Origin of the sequence: Natronorubrum sediminis, assembly GCF_900108095.1 — an archaeon.
Lineage (GTDB): Archaea > Halobacteriota > Halobacteria > Halobacteriales > Natrialbaceae > Natronorubrum > Natronorubrum sediminis.
On sequence record NZ_FNWL01000005.1, the window covers coordinates 28202 to 43200 of the forward strand.

Annotated in this window: 15 protein-coding genes; 6 read left to right on the forward strand and 9 right to left on the reverse strand. The window is 59.3% G+C overall.

Going from position 1 to position 14999, the window contains the following annotated elements:
- Nucleotides 1-209 precede the first annotated feature (209 nt).
- Complete coding sequence (locus BLW62_RS16525; protein ID WP_090508145.1) at nucleotides 210-1091, reverse strand: LLM class flavin-dependent oxidoreductase; 882 nt, start codon at nucleotides 1089-1091, stop codon at nucleotides 210-212.
- A 123-nt stretch (nucleotides 1092-1214) separates the two neighbouring features.
- Between BLW62_RS16525 and BLW62_RS16530 the strand changes: the two genes are divergently transcribed.
- From BLW62_RS16530 to BLW62_RS16550, 5 genes are all read left to right on the forward strand, one after another.
- Nucleotides 1215-2186: an NAD-dependent epimerase/dehydratase family protein gene (locus BLW62_RS16530; RefSeq protein WP_090508146.1), complete on the forward strand. Its 972-nt coding sequence runs from the start codon at nucleotides 1215-1217 to the stop codon at nucleotides 2184-2186.
- A gap of 113 nt (nucleotides 2187-2299) precedes the next feature.
- Nucleotides 2300-2881 (forward strand): carboxymuconolactone decarboxylase family protein, encoded by a 582-nt coding sequence (locus tag BLW62_RS16535; RefSeq protein ID WP_090508147.1) that lies wholly within the window; start codon nucleotides 2300-2302, stop codon nucleotides 2879-2881.
- Complete coding sequence (locus BLW62_RS16540) at nucleotides 2878-3648, forward strand: SDR family NAD(P)-dependent oxidoreductase (RefSeq protein WP_090508148.1); 771 nt, start codon at nucleotides 2878-2880, stop codon at nucleotides 3646-3648. The genes BLW62_RS16535 and BLW62_RS16540 overlap by 4 nt, the downstream gene beginning before the upstream one ends.
- Before the next feature lie 106 nt (nucleotides 3649-3754).
- On the forward strand, nucleotides 3755-4975 hold the full coding sequence (locus BLW62_RS16545) for an MFS transporter (RefSeq protein ID WP_090508149.1): 1221 nt from the start codon (nucleotides 3755-3757) through the stop codon (nucleotides 4973-4975).
- A 98-nt stretch (nucleotides 4976-5073) separates the two neighbouring features.
- Nucleotides 5074-6441: an MmgE/PrpD family protein gene (locus BLW62_RS16550; protein WP_090508150.1), complete on the forward strand. Its 1368-nt coding sequence runs from the start codon at nucleotides 5074-5076 to the stop codon at nucleotides 6439-6441.
- 21 nt (nucleotides 6442-6462) lie between these two features.
- Here BLW62_RS16550 and BLW62_RS16555 read toward each other — a convergent pair whose 3' ends face one another.
- The 7 genes from BLW62_RS16555 to BLW62_RS16585 are packed head-to-tail and all read right to left on the reverse strand — an operon-like array spanning nucleotide 6463 to nucleotide 12697.
- A complete protein-coding gene (locus tag BLW62_RS16555) occupies nucleotides 6463-7533 on the reverse strand; it encodes an isocitrate/isopropylmalate family dehydrogenase (RefSeq protein WP_090508151.1) in 1071 nt (356 codons plus the stop codon).
- Nucleotides 7534-7540: 7 nt separating this feature from the next.
- Nucleotides 7541-8311 carry an SDR family NAD(P)-dependent oxidoreductase gene (locus BLW62_RS16560; protein WP_090508152.1) on the reverse strand — a complete coding sequence of 257 codons (771 nt, stop codon included), beginning with the start codon at nucleotides 8309-8311 and terminating at the stop codon, nucleotides 7541-7543.
- 57 nt (nucleotides 8312-8368) lie between these two features.
- Nucleotides 8369-9610 carry a CaiB/BaiF CoA transferase family protein gene (locus tag BLW62_RS16565; protein WP_090508153.1) on the reverse strand — a complete coding sequence of 414 codons (1242 nt, stop codon included), beginning with the start codon at nucleotides 9608-9610 and terminating at the stop codon, nucleotides 8369-8371.
- A gap of 17 nt (nucleotides 9611-9627) precedes the next feature.
- Nucleotides 9628-10101 carry a MaoC family dehydratase gene (locus BLW62_RS16570; protein ID WP_217630543.1) on the reverse strand — a complete coding sequence of 158 codons (474 nt, stop codon included), beginning with the start codon at nucleotides 10099-10101 and terminating at the stop codon, nucleotides 9628-9630.
- A gap of 2 nt (nucleotides 10102-10103) precedes the next feature.
- Nucleotides 10104-11270, reverse strand: a complete 1167-nt coding sequence (locus BLW62_RS16575; protein WP_090508155.1) for an acyl-CoA dehydrogenase family protein — start codon at nucleotides 11268-11270, stop codon at nucleotides 10104-10106.
- On the reverse strand, nucleotides 11267-11764 hold the full coding sequence (locus tag BLW62_RS16580) for a MaoC family dehydratase (RefSeq protein WP_217630544.1): 498 nt from the start codon (nucleotides 11762-11764) through the stop codon (nucleotides 11267-11269). Before BLW62_RS16580 ends, BLW62_RS16575 begins: the two co-directional genes overlap by 4 nt.
- A 21-nt stretch (nucleotides 11765-11785) precedes the next feature.
- A complete protein-coding gene (locus BLW62_RS16585) occupies nucleotides 11786-12697 on the reverse strand; it encodes an HpcH/HpaI aldolase/citrate lyase family protein (RefSeq protein ID WP_090508157.1) in 912 nt (303 codons plus the stop codon).
- 257 nt (nucleotides 12698-12954) lie between these two features.
- Between BLW62_RS16585 and BLW62_RS19295 the strand changes: the two genes are divergently transcribed.
- Nucleotides 12955-13683, forward strand: a complete 729-nt coding sequence (locus BLW62_RS19295) for a DUF7260 family protein (protein ID WP_449289558.1) — start codon at nucleotides 12955-12957, stop codon at nucleotides 13681-13683.
- 83 nt (nucleotides 13684-13766) lie between these two features.
- On the opposite strand, the gene BLW62_RS16595 is transcribed toward BLW62_RS19295, so the two are convergent.
- Nucleotides 13767-14558, reverse strand: a complete 792-nt coding sequence (locus tag BLW62_RS16595; protein WP_175459783.1) for an IclR family transcriptional regulator — start codon at nucleotides 14556-14558, stop codon at nucleotides 13767-13769.
- Nucleotides 14559-14999: the final 441 nt, after the last annotated feature.

The window sequence follows — 14999 nt, forward strand, 5'->3', positions numbered from 1 at the left end:
TCGAGAGAGAGAGAGACGCACACCCGACGACGACCCCCAGTTCGGCGCGGATCTGCGGACACCTCCGCCCAGACCGTATGCGTCCGAGATCGACGGGTATCGAATCGTCTGCTGTGACAACTGCCACGAGTGCCGCGCGCCTCGAGACACTGTTACTCCATCGAATAGATGCCCTCGCGTCACCGAAAGCGGTCTCTGGTGTTCGAGTACTACAGTAGATCGCGTGCCACACCACACTGACGGAGCGTCTCCACCGCGTGGTCGGTGCTCATCGGGCGAACGACAACCTCCGAAACGCCAGCCTCAGTGAGCGCCTCGAGGTCGGCTGCGACCGTTTCGGCGTCGCCGACGAGCGGGTACTCCGCTTCGACATCCCATCCGCGATAGCCAGACTGCAAGAGATCAGCGGCAACGTTTCGCGCACGTTCGCCGTCCTCGAGAACCAACGCATCTCGTCTGGCGATGACCTCCGTCCCTCCCTCGCTCTCGAACCACTCGCGCTTCGAGTCGATTTCGTCGGTCGTCTCGGTCGGAAGCGCTACCCACGCGTCGCCGAGTCGACCGGCCCGGCGGACCGCAGGCTCGGCACTTGCGCCGATACAAACGCGCTCGGGAGCCGCGTGAGGGGAAATCGAGACGTCGTCCAACGAATAGTACTCCCCGTCGACCGAGACGAAACCCTCCGTCAATAGGGACTGGACGATGCCGAGTGTCTCGACGAACCGAGGGACGCGTTCCTCGAGCGGGACGTCGAGTGCCCTGAACGCCTCAGAATTGTATCCCAGCGCACACCACAGTTCGAACCGATCGGCGAACGTTGCCAGCGTTCCACAGCGTTCTGCCAGATGCAGCGGGTGATGGAGTGGGAGCAGAAAAAGCGGCGCGACGTGATCGGTGACTGCTGTGAGCCGAGCGAGCGTCGGAACGTTCTGGAGGTACGCGTGATCCGATACGGCGTGGTGATCGCCGGCCTGAACGTACTCGAATCCGGCGTCGGTGGCGGTTCGGACGCGCTCGAGGAGGCAGTTCGTGTGTGAATCGACAGATCGGGTGGCGGGCACAGCCGAGTTGATGGAGTATCCGAGACGCATGCGCTGAAATTGATCGCAACCGGCTTCGTTGTTTCGTCTGTGGCTGACTCGAGACGACAGCGAGAACTCGCGGCTGGTCGACGGACCGAAAGCTAGGTAATAACACGCAAGGAATCGCCGTCCATGCGAATACTCGTCACCGGAGGGAACGGATTCATCGGCGCACACGTCATAGGGCAGTTGGTCGCTAACGGCCACGTAGTGAGTAGTTTCGACGTGTCAGAGCCGTCGCCGGTAGTCGAATCGATCGAGGACGAGGTGTCGTTCGTCTCGGGTGACGTCACCGATCCAGTGGAGGTCTACGACGCGATCGCACGGTTCGAACCCGACCGAATCGTTCATCTCGCGGGGTTGCTCGGTCACGCGTCGCAGGCGCGTCCGAGGGCGGCGTTCTCGGTCAACGTCGACGGGACGTTCAACGTCCTCGAGGCTGCGGACGGCCTCGGAGTCGATCGGGTGATTGCGGCCTCGAGCGCCGCGGTCTACGGGGACGTCTCGAGCGACGTGGATCGACTCGACGAAACTGTCCCGCGACGGCCGACTTCCGTTTACGGACTGACGAAGCAGGTCGTCGAAGATATCGGGTCGGTGTATCGGGACCAGCGCGGTCTACAGTTCACGGCGATCGAACCGGTCCACGGCCTCGGACCTGGCAGACGACGCGGAAATCTTCAGGACGTCAGTATCGTCAAGGCGGCCGTCGCTGGCGAACGCATACCGGTCCCCGCCCGGTCGAATCCGTTCGAAATCGTCTACGTCGAGGACGAAGCCCGGGCGTTCGTCGACGCGGCCCTCGCAGACGACCTCCCAAACGACCGGTATCTCATCGGTAGCGGTGAACGAACAACCCTCGTGGACTTCGTCGACGCCGTTCGAGAGCACGTTCCCAATGCGACCTTCGAACTCGAACCCGTCGAAAACGAAGACCGATTATCCGGATTGCCGCCGAGCAATACGACGCGGATTCGCGGCGATTTCGGCTGGCGACCCGAGTACACTATCTCGGAAGCTATTGGCGCGTACGTCTCGTGGTTACGCGACAATCCCTCTTCTTGGGAGTTCGACCGTGACGTCGTTCCGTGGTCGACCGAGTAGACTGCACTGGCAAGATGCCGTTCTATTCGTATCCGGGGACCACCGGAATCGAGACGTAAAGACCGTTCTGGGGCCATGAAAGAGTTTATCACACAACCGATAGAACGGAGGATATGGTTCGAGTGCCATACGTGAATCGGGACGACCTCCCGGCGGAGAAACGCGACTTGTTGCGGTCGTTTCGAGCGGAAACCCCCGAGGAGTATCGCCACTTGCTCTCGAGTGAGGAGCGAAACGTCTACCGGACGCTCGCCCACGTTCCGAATTCGCTCGAGCAGTTTCGGGCGTTCGGTGGAACGCTCCGAGAGGAACTCGGGTTGGATCCACGCGAACGGGAACTCGTAATCTTGACCGCCGCGAACGCGCTGGGGTCTGCCTACGAGTGGCACCAACACGTTCGGATTGGACTTGCCGAAGGTCTCTCGCGCGAAGAAATCCTGGCGATCAGCGATCGGCGGTACGAATCGTTCGAGGGAACGGAGCGCGCCCTCGTAGAGTACGTCGACGCGTACGTCGCGGGGAGCGTCGACGACGAGACGTTCGGTGTGCTCTCGGAACGCGTAAACGAGTCGAAAATCGTCGGAATCGGCCTCCTCGCAGGGATGTACATCGTCATCGGTCGGCAGATGGACGCGCTAGAGGTCGAGACCGAAGAACCGTTCGTCGGTTGGGAATTGGAGAATATAGACCCATGATGGATGACCTCACCGAGCAGACGGTCATCGTAACCGGTGGGGCGAGAGGAATCGGTCGCGCCATCGCCGCCGAATTGGGCGACGCGGGCGCCGAAATCGTCGTCGCAGACATCGACGAGGAAGCGGCTCACGAAACCGCCTCGGAACTGCGCGAGGACGGCTTACCCGTCGAATCAGTCGCTTGCGACGTCGCGTCGACGGAGGACGTGGAGCGATTAGTCGTACAGACCCTCGACCGATTCGGCGGAATCGACGCTCTCGTGAACAACGCCGGCATCGGTTCTCGTGGATCGTTCGAGGAACTGACCCACGAGGACTGGCAGCGCGTTATCGACGTCAATCTCACGGGTGCGTTCAACTGCTCTCGTGCCGTCGTTCCCGGGATGATCGACGGAGACGGCGGCTCGATCGTGAACATCTCGTCGATGGCCGGCCGAAGCATCAGCTACCACGGTAGCGCGAACTACACGGCGTCGAAGTGGGGGTTGATCGGACTGACGAAACACATGGCGTGGGACCTCGGCGAACACGGGATTCGCGTCACCGCGGTCTGTCCGGGGTCGACGCTCACGCCGCTGACAGAGTCTGGGACGACCCCCGAAGAGCGAGCCTCGACCACGGAGAAGATTCCGTTGGACCGATGGGCGTCGCCCGAGGACCACGCCGCGGCAGTCGCCTACCTGATCTCCAAGACGAGTTCCTACGTCACCGGAACGGTGCTCGAGGTCGACGGTGGGAAACAGTTGGGCGTCCGAAACGAAATCTAAGCGTCCGCAGACAGCATTACTTGGGGATCGACGGACCAACGACGAAAGCGGCAATGGCGAACACATCGAGAGGGTTCATGGTGTGTGTACACATAAGCCACGGTAGATGCGATCGTCCGTTGCCCGCCGCCTCCATCCGCTCACGCGGCGGGCGAAGCACGCGTTGAACGACGGCCGGAGTCGAATCATTTTGGCCGTTGCCGCCGGGTGGTTCCTCTCGCTCGGCGTCCGAATGGTCTACCCGGTGTTATTACCCCACATTCGCACCGCGTACGGACTCGATCTCACAGTCGCTGGGTTCCTGCTGACCGTTCTGTGGGCCGCGTACGCGATCGGACAATTTCCTGGAGGTATCGTTACCGATCGAATCGGTGAACGGATCACGCTCGCGGTTAGTACGCTTCTTGCGGGAATCATGCTCGTCTTGGTCGTCACGGCGGGTTCCGCGCTCGTCGTGTTCGTTGCGACCGCGCTGTTCGGTCTCGGTACCGCACTGTACGGCGTTGCCCGGTTCACGATCATCTCGAAAACGTACCCGGAAAACAACGGTGCCGCCATCGGCGTCACGCTAGCGGCCGGCGACCTCGGAAACGCGGTGCTACCCGTGATCGCCGGTGCGGTCGCGGCGACCTTCGTCTGGCAGCTTGGACTCGGATTCGTCGTCCCGCTGTTCGCACTCGTGAGCGTGGTCCTCTGGTTCGTCGTTCCCCGGCACACCCCCGACGGCGACGGCGATGGAATGGTGGTCTCTCTCGAGATGGCCCGGCACGTCGTTTCGGAACTTCAGCGACGGTCGATCGTTGTCGTGACGTTAATACTGATCCTCGGATTCAGCATCTCACTCACGCTTACGGGGTTCTACCCGACGTACCTGATCGAAGAGAAGGAGCTGTCGTCAACGGTCGCGGCAGCGCTGTTCAGCCTGTACTTTGCCCTCGGGGTCTTCGTCAAACCGCTGGCTGGATCGGCATACGATCGGTTCGGAATTCGACAAACCCTCCCCGTGATCTTCGGTCTGGCGATTACGGCACTCCTGGCCCTCTCAGTCGTCGAGTCGCTGTGGGCCCTCGTGGCGGTCACCGTTCTGTTGAGCAGTCTGCTCGGTAACATCGCGGTCACGATGCCCTACCTGACCGATTTGCTCCCGACGGAAATTCAGGGGACGGGACTCGGCGTCCTGCGGACCACGTACATGTTGATCGCCGCACTCAGTCCGTCACTCTTCGGAGTGCTCGCCGACTTCGGATACTTCGACGAGGGGTTCGTCCTGTTGGCCGGAATCGCCGGCGTGATGACGCTGCTCGTTCTCCTTTTACCGTCGCAGTGAACTGACGACGGCGCCCGTTCCGACGCGTTCACTCGCGCCACCGGACGGCAGTGCCGGAGCCGGTGATTCTATTAGTTCGATCATTGTTGGTTGGTAGCATGGGTCAACAAGCTGTCGACCAGCGGTCTTCCGAAACTGAATTGGCATCGTTCGTGTCCGGGCTTTCGTACGAATCGATTCCCGACGAAGGAGTCCGGCTCGCGGAACGGTGTTTCGTAGACACGGTCGGAGTGACGATCGCCGGCGCCGTCGGCGAGGCGGGATCGACTGCGGCGGCCGCGGTCGATCAGACGTCGTCCGACGACGGCGTGCGACTCGTCGGTCGCGACGCGACCGCGTCGGTGACCGACGCCGCCTTCGTCAACGGAACGGCCGGACACGGACTCGACTTCGACGATGTCTCGAGTGGTATGCAGGGACATCCGAGCGTAACGATGGTACCGGCGCTGCTCGCCGTGGGTGAGTCCGAAGACGCGACGGGTGAAGAGTTACTGACGGCCTTCGTTGCCGGATTTGAAACGCAGTGTTACCTCTCGGGGCCGCTCAACCCGGACCACTATGAGAGAGGATGGCACGCAACGGCGACCCTCGGCACGTTCGGCGCGACAGCAGCGGTGACCAATCTGCTCGGCCTCAGCGAGCGAGAAATTCGTCACGCGCTGTGTGTCGCCGCGTCGTTCCCCGCCGGTCTCAAGCGAAACTTCGGCACAACGACGAAACCGATACACGCCGGCGCTGCCGCCAGGTCGGGGGTGACCGCGGCTCGGGCGGCCGCGAACGGTGCAACCGGCGACGAACGCGCGATCGACGGCCAGAAAGGCTTCTTCGAACTCTACAGCGGACCCGATGGCCCCGACCTCGAGGAACGGTACGACCTGGGAGAACGGTGGGCGATCGTCGACGACGGCGTCGGCGTGAAAAAGTATCCGTGCTGTTACTTCACACACTCGGGAATCGCGTCCGCCGAAGAACTCGCTGCTACCCACGACATAGAACCCACTACCATCGAATCAGTCGGCGTCACCCTCTCGCAGGGCGCAGCCGACGCGCTCCACCACGCGAATCCCGACACCGGACTCGAGGGGAAGTTCTCTATCCAGTATACGCTCGCCAACATGATCGCCCGGGGTCGAGTCGGACTCGCCGCGTTCGACGACGAAAACGTCGACGACGAAGTGGTTCAGATGGTTAGGGAGCGTATCACCGCAACCGTCGATTCCGATCTGCCGTACGGCTCTCATCGAACGACCGTTAGTATCGAGACCGCCGACGGAGACGAGTACGAAAACGTACTCGAGGAACCTCCGGGCACGCACGAGAACCCGCTCTCGAACGAGGAACTACGCGAAAAATACCTGATGTGTGCGACGAGAGCGTTCGACCGCGAACGGGCTGTCGAAACCTACGACCGACTCGACGATCTTCGTAACGAATCGGACACCGCCGATCTGGCCCACCGTCTCTGAGCCGGCTGGTCGAACCGGTGTTTAAAGGCGAGCCGCGACCGCCGCGATCAGTTCGTCCGTCGTGCTCGATCCGCCCTGGTCTGGTGTGAGCGCGACACCCTCGAGGTAGACGCGTTCGATCGCATTTTGAAGGGCTTTCGCCGCCGATTCTCGCTCGAGATACTCGAGTAACATCACGGCTGACAGGAGCGTCGCTGTCGGATTTATCGATGACTCGCCCCGCAGGTCGGGGGCCGTCCCGTGGACCGGTTCGAAGTACGCGCTTTCGGGCCCGTAGCAACCGCTCGGGGCGAGACCGAGACCGCCGACGGTACCCGCTGCCACGTCGGAGAGCAAGTCCCCGGCGAGGTTCGGAGCGACGAGCACGTCGAATCGCTCGGGATCGGTCACGAGCAACTCGCCGACGGCGTCTGCATGAACGTGTTCGTACTGGGTCGACGAGTCGGCTGCAACGGATTCGACCGTCCGTTCGAACAAGCCGTCAGTCTCGGGGAGAACGTTCGATTTCGTCGCACAGGTCAATTGGGGCACGGTATCCTCGTTGCTCCGCCGTTCGGCCAGATCGCAAGCGAAACGTGCGAGCCATCGGACCTGTACTGCCGTGATCGGCCGGAGTGCATAGCGGCCGTCGGTCATCGATACATCACGATCGAGACCGTGAGAGTCCGCGGGCGGGACGAGGCCATCGAGGTCCGCGATATTCCCCTCGATTCCGGCGTAGAGCCCCTCGAGGTTCTGTCTAACGACGACGTAGTTGATCTCATCTGTGTGCTCGAGAGGCGAGGCCGCTCCCTCGAGCGACCGTACCGGCCGGGCGTTAGCTGGCAGTCCGCCGTCGAGTTCGTATCGGAGATATCGCAGAATCGGGACGTGTCTGTCAGACGCCGCGCCGAAGAAGACGGCGTCGGCGTCGTCGATTCGTTCTCGGAGCGGATCTGGGATGTCTCCGCGATCAAGGACATTGGCGAACTGTTCGACCGACGGCGTCTCGAACCGAATTTCCGGGACTAGCGACTCGAGTAGCTCCACCGTCGGCGCGACGGCCTCCGGCGCGGCACCGTCGCCCTCGAATACGCACACACTGGTCGTCATCGTGCGATCACCCGCTACCCGGACGTTGTGGGACGCCCTCGGCGGTGTACGTTTGTCCGTCGACGTAACTGGCACCGGGAGAAACGAGGAAGCACGTCAGATCCGCGATCTCGTCTGGGTGGCCGAGCGTCCGGTCGACGGCGTCTCGGTCGACGGTCTCGGCAGTGAGGCCGCGATTCTCTTCGACGCCGGGGGTGGCAACCAGACCGGGACGGACGCAATTGACGCGGACGTCGCGTTCGGCCCACTCCATCGCGAGCGAGCGAGAGAGCGCCTCGATCCCGGCCTTCGAAGCCGAATAGTGAGCGCTCTCGGTGGTTCCATCGCGGCCGATGACGCTGCTCATCGTGACTACGCGCCCGGTGTTGGCGGCCGCGAGTGCGTCGGCGAACGCGTGGCAACAGCGATACGTCCCGTCGAGATTGATGTCGACGATCGTCCGCCATGCGTTCTCGCTCAGCTCCGTGACGGGAGCGTGGAAATTCGCACCAGCGTTTGCGATCAGCATCTCGACGGTCCCGTCGCCGAACGCCGTCGCCCGCTCGGCGAGTCGTTCAACCGCCTCGACGTTTCGCACGTCGACCGTAACGTCAAGGACATCGCTCCCGGTTTCCGATTCGATTTCGTCGGCGACGGTCGCGAGGTCTCCGCTCGAGCGGGCGGCAACGACGATGTCGGCGCCACACGTGGCCAGTCGGTGGGCGATCGAGCGACCGAGGCCCCGGCTCGCACCGGTGACGACGGCAGTCTCGCCTTCGAAGAGGTCGTCTTGATACATCGACAGCGAACGATGCGGGGCCGAGTGTGGAAAAAGTATGGGTAGTGGTAACAAGGGCTACTCGATCGTGCCGTAAACACCCTCGTCGAGGAGGTCGTCAATTTCGTCGTCAGAGAATCCCTGTTCGCGGAGGATCTCTTCAGTGTGTTCGCCGAGGAACGGGGCTCGTCGCTCGACACCGCTGTTGCTCTCGGGAAACTTGATCGGTGTTCCGGCGATTGTGGCAGTTTCACCGGTATCAGCGTGATCGACCTCGGGGAGCATCTTCCGGGCCTGGAAGTGCTCGTCCTCGAAAATGTCTTCCGCGTCGTTGACCGGCCCACACGGGACATCGTCGGCGAGCATCTCGAACAGTTCGTCTTTCGTGTGCCGCTTCGTCCACTCCGTGACGATTTCGCGGAGTTCGTCTGCCGATTCAATGCGATCGAGTTTCTCAGCGTACTCGTCGGCGAGATCAGGACGGTCCATGTGGTCGCACAGGGATCGCCACTGGTGGGCCGAGGGCGCAGCGATGACGACGTAGCCGTCGTCGGTCTCGAAGCGATCGAACGGGAACAACAACGGATGGGTGTTTCCCTGCGGACCGGGGATATCGTCGGTAAACGAGTGTTGATGAACGATCCGCTCGGATAGGGAGAGTACCGCGTCGACCATTCCGACGTCGACGTACTGCCCCTCACCGGTACGATCCCGTTCGCGCAGCGCCGACAGCACTCCGACCACCGCGAGCGTCGCGGGGAAGATGTCACCGACGCCGGGACCAACCTTGGTCGGACCGGCTTCTTCGGTACCAGTGATACTCATGACGCCGCCCATCGCCTGCGCGATGAGGTCGAACGCGGGCCGGTCAGCGTGCGGGCTCTCTCCCCCTCTCGGGTCACCGAATCCGCGAATCGACGCGTAGACCAGTCGGGGATTGCGCTCCGAGAGCGTCTCGTAGGAGAGATCAAGCTTCTCCATCGTCCCCGATCGGAAATTTTCGATCACAACATCGGCGTTCGAGACGAGGTCAAGGAACGCCTCGCGACCCTCCGCGGACTTGAGATCGACAGCGACACTTCGTTTGTTTCGGTTGACGCTGTGAAAGTAGCCGCCGTAGGCCTCGTCCTCCTCAAGGTGTGGCTGGTTTTGTCTGGTCATGTCACCGTGTGGAGGTTCAACCTTGACGACATCCGCTCCGAGATCGGCGAGCAGCATCGTCGCATACGGTCCAGCGAGCATCTGCGTGAGGTCAACGACGAGTACATCGGCGAGTGGGCCGTTCGAGACAGGCACGTTTCGGGTGGGTTTCTCGGACATGGTCGGTTCAGTCGATGTCAGTCATCATCGTAATACTCGTGTTTTTTCAGCAGAACACGCTTGGTTGCGCCAACGACCTGCTCGTCGTCTTGGTTGAAGCCGCGGACTCGGAACTCGACGACGCCGCCGTCGGGGCGCTCGTCGGAATTACGCTTCGAGAGTACCTCGCTCTCGGCATAGAGCGTATCGCCGTGGAAGACGGGATTACTGAATCGCACCTCGTCGTATCCGAGTTCGGTGATCGCGTTCTCGGAGATGTCCTCAGAGGCGAGTCCGCAGACCATCGAGAGATTGATCCCCCCGTAGACGATTCGCTCACCGAACTCCCGGTCTTCCATCTGATCCTCGTTGAAGTGACCCTGAGCGGTATTCAATACGAGGTTCGTGATGGCGACGTTGTCCATCTCGGTGATCGTCTTCCCGCGAGTGTGTTCGTAGATCTCACCGACGCCGAAGTCTTCGTAATAGTTGTGGTTGCTCGTTCGGCCCATGATCATGACCCCGATCCGGTTGCGTGTACGCCTCGTTCGAAGAGCCGATCGGCGATAACTCGCTGTTGGATCTCGCTTGTCCCTTCGAAAATCTTCGTCAGTCGGGCGTCTCGCCAGTATCGCTCGAGCGGGTAGTCGGTTGTGTAGCCGTTGCCGCCGTGGATCTGAATCCCTTCGCTGGTGACTTCCTCGGCCATCTCGCTGGCCTGATACTTCGCCATACAGGCTTCCATATCGCAGCGGTCGCCCTGTTCTTTCTGGTGGGCGACGTAATGGGTGAGCTGACGGGCCGACTCGATCTTCGTCGCCATCGTCGCCAGCTTGAATCGGATCGACTGGAACTCGCCGATCGGCTGATCGAACTGTTGGCGCTCCTGTGCGTAGTCCAACGAATCCTCGAGCGCGCCGCGAGCGAGGCCGATCGCTCTAGCAGCGGTGTGGATCCGCGCCGGTTCGAAGAATTCCATGATGTTGTAGAACGCTTGGCCCTCTTCACCGCCGATGAGTTTGTCCTCAGGAATTCGGACGTTGTCGAGGTGAAGTTCCCACGTCTCCCAGCCCTTGTAGCCGATCTTGTCGAGAGAGTTCGCCTCGAGGCCGTCGACGTCGAACTCGCCGGGAGTCTTGTCGATAATGAACGAGGAAACTCCCTTGTGGCGTTCGTCGGGATCGGTCTTCGCGTAGACGACGATGAAATCCGCTCCCTTGGCGAACGTACACCACGTCTTTTGTCCGTCGATTTCGTACTCGTCTCCGACTTTCTCGGCAGTCGTGGTCATGCCGGCCACGTCACTGCCGGCCCCCGGTTCGGAGATGCTCGTCGCCTGAAGGCGCTCTCCACGGACCATGTCGGGGACGTACTCTTCTTTCTGTTCCTCGGTGGCACCGTGGAGGTTCTGCCCACGAGCAATGATACTTGCGACGCTCATCCAACCGCGTGAGAGTTCCTCGGCGACGACGGCGTACGCCAACGGCCCCATATCGAGGCCACCGTACTTTTCCGGACCCATAATTCCGAAGTAGCCCATTTCGCCGAGCTTAGTGATGAGTTCGTCACTCATTGGTTCTCCCTTCGGATCGCGTTCGTTTGCCTCGGGCAAGACTTCGTTCTGGACGAACGCTCTCGTCTCGTCGCGAAGCATCTTCAGTTCGTCGTTCAGGTAGGTCATGGTTCGGATTCCTCTTGGTGAGATCGTTTGTTGATCAGGTTCTTTCGCTCGAATTCGACGACTAGATCGCCGTTGGGTCGCGTCCCCGTCGTTTTCCAGTGAACAATCCCCTGGTGCGGTCTGGACTCGCTTTCTCGTTTTGAGACGACTTCGCTGTCGGCGTACAGGGTATCACCGGGGTAAACGTCCTCGTGGAATTTGAGGTTGTCAATTCCGAGGAAGGCACCACCCGCCTCGCTCAGGTCCTGGACACTCATTCCGAAGACGATATTGAACGCGAGTAAGTGGTTAGCAACGACGCCGTCGTGACCCAGATCCTCGGCGTAGTCTGCGTTGAAGTACATCGGGTTTGCATTGATAGTCAGTGTCGAGAACAGACTGTTGTCGCCCTCAGTAATTGTGCGACCCCAGTGATGTTCGAACTCTTGGCCGGAATCGAAATCCTCGAAGTAGTTGATCTTCTCCACTCGCTTGCGCTTTGGATCGTCCGACACGGGCTCTTCTCGTGACATGGTTCAGTCGATCATTCCGATCTGGCGTGCGCGCTCGAGCGTGTTTCGGGCTTTGCGCGCGGAGGCTTCGTCGATCATCTCGCCGTCGACCCGGACAGCACCGAGACCATCCTCGACGCCCTCGTCCATCGCGTCGACGACCTTCTGGGCGTGGTCGACGATCTCGTCTTCCGGCTTGTAGGCCTCGTTGGCGATCTCAATCTGACTGGGATGGATCGCCCACTTACCGACGAATCCGAGCGTATTCGAGCGAATGCACTCCTCTCGGTAGCCTTCTGGATCCGAAAAGTCTCCGTACGGTCCGTCGATCGCGTCGAGGCCGTTCGATCTAGCCGCGACGACGATCTGATTTCGGACGTAGTGCCAGATGTCGCCGGGGTAGTTCCCCTCGTCACCGTGTGCACCGATGCTCTTGAGTTGTACACCCTGCGAGGCGGAATAGTCTCCCGGCCCAAAGATGAGCGCCTCGAGTCTGTCACCGGTTGCAGCAATCTCGTCGACGTTCTGGAGCGCTTCCGTCTCCTCGATCAGCGTCTCGATTCCAATCGTGTTCTCGATATCGTGATTCGCCTCGATCTGGTCCAACAGCGTTTCCACGGTGTAGATATCGCCAGCCCGCTTGATCTTTGGAACGATGATCGTATCGATGTGTTCGCCGGCACCTTCAACGACTGTAACGATGTCGCCGTACGCGTTGGGCGTCTCGAGGTCGTTGATGCGTACTGCGACCACCTTGTGGCTCCAATCGAACTCGTGGATCGCGTCGACGATTTTCTCGCGAGCTGGTTTCTTTTCAGATGGTGCAACGGCGTCCTCTAAATCAAGCATAACCTCATCAGCATCGGACTCCGCTGCCTTTTCCATCATTTTCATACTACTGCCTGGAGTCGTCAATTCGCTTCGCCTAGTCCGCATACCACTTAGGACTGAGTCGAATACCTTATATCTTGTCCCAAGTTCACATGTTGGTTGATAGCACGAACCGAGGTTTCCTGACGAAATACTACCGGGTCGTTACAACGCCCAACCCCAACCAGTGAGCGAGAGGAGGTGGAATACGTGCAGAAACATCGGGTACCAGTATTGTTAAGAGAGTGTGTGGTGACAACATACATCACGCACGCACCGTCACCAGTCGGTGGCACGTGACCAGATGAAGCGGATCCGAGACTATGACAGCAGACACCAACCGGATCAAACGAGCAACAACGTGTGTTGACGAAGAGCGTTCGATACTACAGGAAGAACGAGAAGCGTTCCGCGAGTTACGAACATTTCTTCGGTCGCAGCAACCAGTTAATTCGACTCACAGTGGCACACCGACCACGCGAGCCGTCGTTCAAAATCGGGGGTCATCGGCAGAATTCATCGAAGTGTATCAACGAACGGTGATGGGAGTCAACCACTACGAATCACAGTACGGTGAACCGACTGAGGACAATATAGCAATGGAACTCGGGACAGATATCTCTACCGTGATTCGGGCGAATACCGAGATCGATCCGTTGGTTTATCAGAAGTTGCTTCTCGCTATCGAAGAGTGTCTTCAGAAACGTTCCCAGCTACTGGACGTACTCATCTCCGAACGCGATTATCTCGAGACAACGATACAGGACTGCCGAAGGATCGACCACCAACTCGCTGAAATACCCCACTGCCGAACGGACGGCGTCACGTTCGACAAATTGGAACACCAGTGGAATCAGTTGATCGACCTCGAGAACCGGTGTGAACAGTTGGTACAGTCACGCCAACAGTTCATAGCTGACCGTCGAACCGGCACACTCGAGATAAACGATTACGGATCTTTCAACAGGTACATCTACGAGTCCATCGACACGCAATTTCCGGTCCTCGAGACGGTCCTCGAACTGCGTGAGGAAATCGAGCGTCGCCGCTAGTTTCACAGTCACTGAGTGAGAAGTGAAAATGAAGACCGAAAACAACAGTCGAGTGAGACTGGAGGATCGGTGATTAACGACAGTCACCGCGAATGCGACTCGGAAAAGTTGATGTTAAGTTCGAGTTCGTTCGACGCACCCAGGAGAACCTCCGGAAGTTTGGAATTTAATCGCTCACCTCGCATCCGGTGAGTCGGACCTGAAATGCTGATCGCACCGATAACGGTTTCGTCCGGTCCGATCACGGGTACACCAACGGCGTAAAGTCCGTCAATATGTTCTTCCCTGTTTATCGCATATCGACGTTCACGGATTTCCTCGAGGTCGTCCAGTAACTGTTCTCGATCCTGAATCGTATTGTCGGTGATTTTCGACATTCCCCAGTAGTCGAGAACCGCATCGCGGCGGTCGTCGGAGAGAAAGGCCAAAATCGATTTCCCCGCAGCCGTCGCGTGGAGTTGCGCGCCGCCGAGTTGGCCGACGGACGTGCGCGATTTGACCGCTCTGTCCCCCTCAGCGATATGAACGTACACCGAGTGCCCGTGTTCTTCGGCGACGAACTGTACCCGTTCGCCTGTTGATTCGGCGAGTTCTTCAACGACCGGCTTTGCTTCCTCGAAGCCGGGCCGTTGGCGCTTGACGAACTCGCCGAAGTTAAGAAATTGTAACCCGAGGTGGTATTCATCGTCCCGTTTGACGATGTAGTGGTTCCGCTCGAGAGTAACCAAGTGATTGTGTAGCGTGCTTTTCGGTAAATCAACTTGATTGGCGATTTCGGTGAAGGTCCCGCCGTTTATCTCTCGGAGAACGTCGAGCACACTGAGCGCTCTATCGATCGCTCGAACGGGGCCATCTTGTGTGTGTTCTGGTATCATACCAATGAGTAACATCGACCACCCATTAAAATCTTGCCTAGCTGAAAGCTCAAATCACGTATTTTGGCGAAAACGTAGCTGAATAGGTCCTGAAAGGGTATGATTTCGCCCTTAACCTTATTTCAGCATGACTGAAAAGGCCGAATCGGTTATGTCCTTGACTTACAGTGTAGTCAGATATTCCACCATTTGGTCCCACAACGGACGAGTTTTCATCCATGTGTGTACAATTGAGTAATATCTTGTTCGTATCTTGTGCTGATTGGATTAGCGTCCCCCCGATGTATTACAGTCGTATCATTGTAAATTCCCTCTGCAAATCGTCTGGTCCAGTTATGGTACATAATAGCACACCGCATTCGAAATCCAGTAGAGTGAAACATCAATAGCAATAGTGTCTTCCAGGTGGATGACGTTTCACATACGAGGTAACTATAGAGT

Bases quoted from the DNA above. Each gene is read 5' to 3' on its own strand.
- BLW62_RS16525 (WP_090508145.1), bottom strand. From the start codon at position 1,091: ATGCGTCTCGGATACTCCATCAACTCGGCTGTGCCCGCCACCCGATCT.
- BLW62_RS16530 (WP_090508146.1), top strand. From the start codon at position 1,215: ATGCGAATACTCGTCACCGGAGGGAACGGATTCATCGGCGCACACGTC.
- BLW62_RS16535 (WP_090508147.1), top strand. From the start codon at position 2,300: ATGGTTCGAGTGCCATACGTGAATCGGGACGACCTCCCGGCGGAGAAA.
- BLW62_RS16540 (WP_090508148.1), top strand. From the start codon at position 2,878: ATGATGGATGACCTCACCGAGCAGACGGTCATCGTAACCGGTGGGGCG.
- BLW62_RS16545 (WP_090508149.1), top strand. From the start codon at position 3,755: ATGCGATCGTCCGTTGCCCGCCGCCTCCATCCGCTCACGCGGCGGGCG.
- BLW62_RS16550 (WP_090508150.1), top strand. From the start codon at position 5,074: ATGGGTCAACAAGCTGTCGACCAGCGGTCTTCCGAAACTGAATTGGCA.
- BLW62_RS16555 (WP_090508151.1), bottom strand. From the start codon at position 7,533: ATGACGACCAGTGTGTGCGTATTCGAGGGCGACGGTGCCGCGCCGGAG.
- BLW62_RS16560 (WP_090508152.1), bottom strand. From the start codon at position 8,311: ATGTATCAAGACGACCTCTTCGAAGGCGAGACTGCCGTCGTCACCGGT.
- BLW62_RS16565 (WP_090508153.1), bottom strand. From the start codon at position 9,610: ATGTCCGAGAAACCCACCCGAAACGTGCCTGTCTCGAACGGCCCACTC.
- BLW62_RS16570 (WP_217630543.1), bottom strand. From the start codon at position 10,101: ATGGGCCGAACGAGCAACCACAACTATTACGAAGACTTCGGCGTCGGT.
- BLW62_RS16575 (WP_090508155.1), bottom strand. From the start codon at position 11,270: ATGACCTACCTGAACGACGAACTGAAGATGCTTCGCGACGAGACGAGA.
- BLW62_RS16585 (WP_090508157.1), bottom strand. From the start codon at position 12,697: ATGCGGACTAGGCGAAGCGAATTGACGACTCCAGGCAGTAGTATGAAA.
- BLW62_RS19295 (WP_449289558.1), top strand. From the start codon at position 12,955: ATGACAGCAGACACCAACCGGATCAAACGAGCAACAACGTGTGTTGAC.
- BLW62_RS16595 (WP_175459783.1), bottom strand. From the start codon at position 14,558: ATGATACCAGAACACACACAAGATGGCCCCGTTCGAGCGATCGATAGA.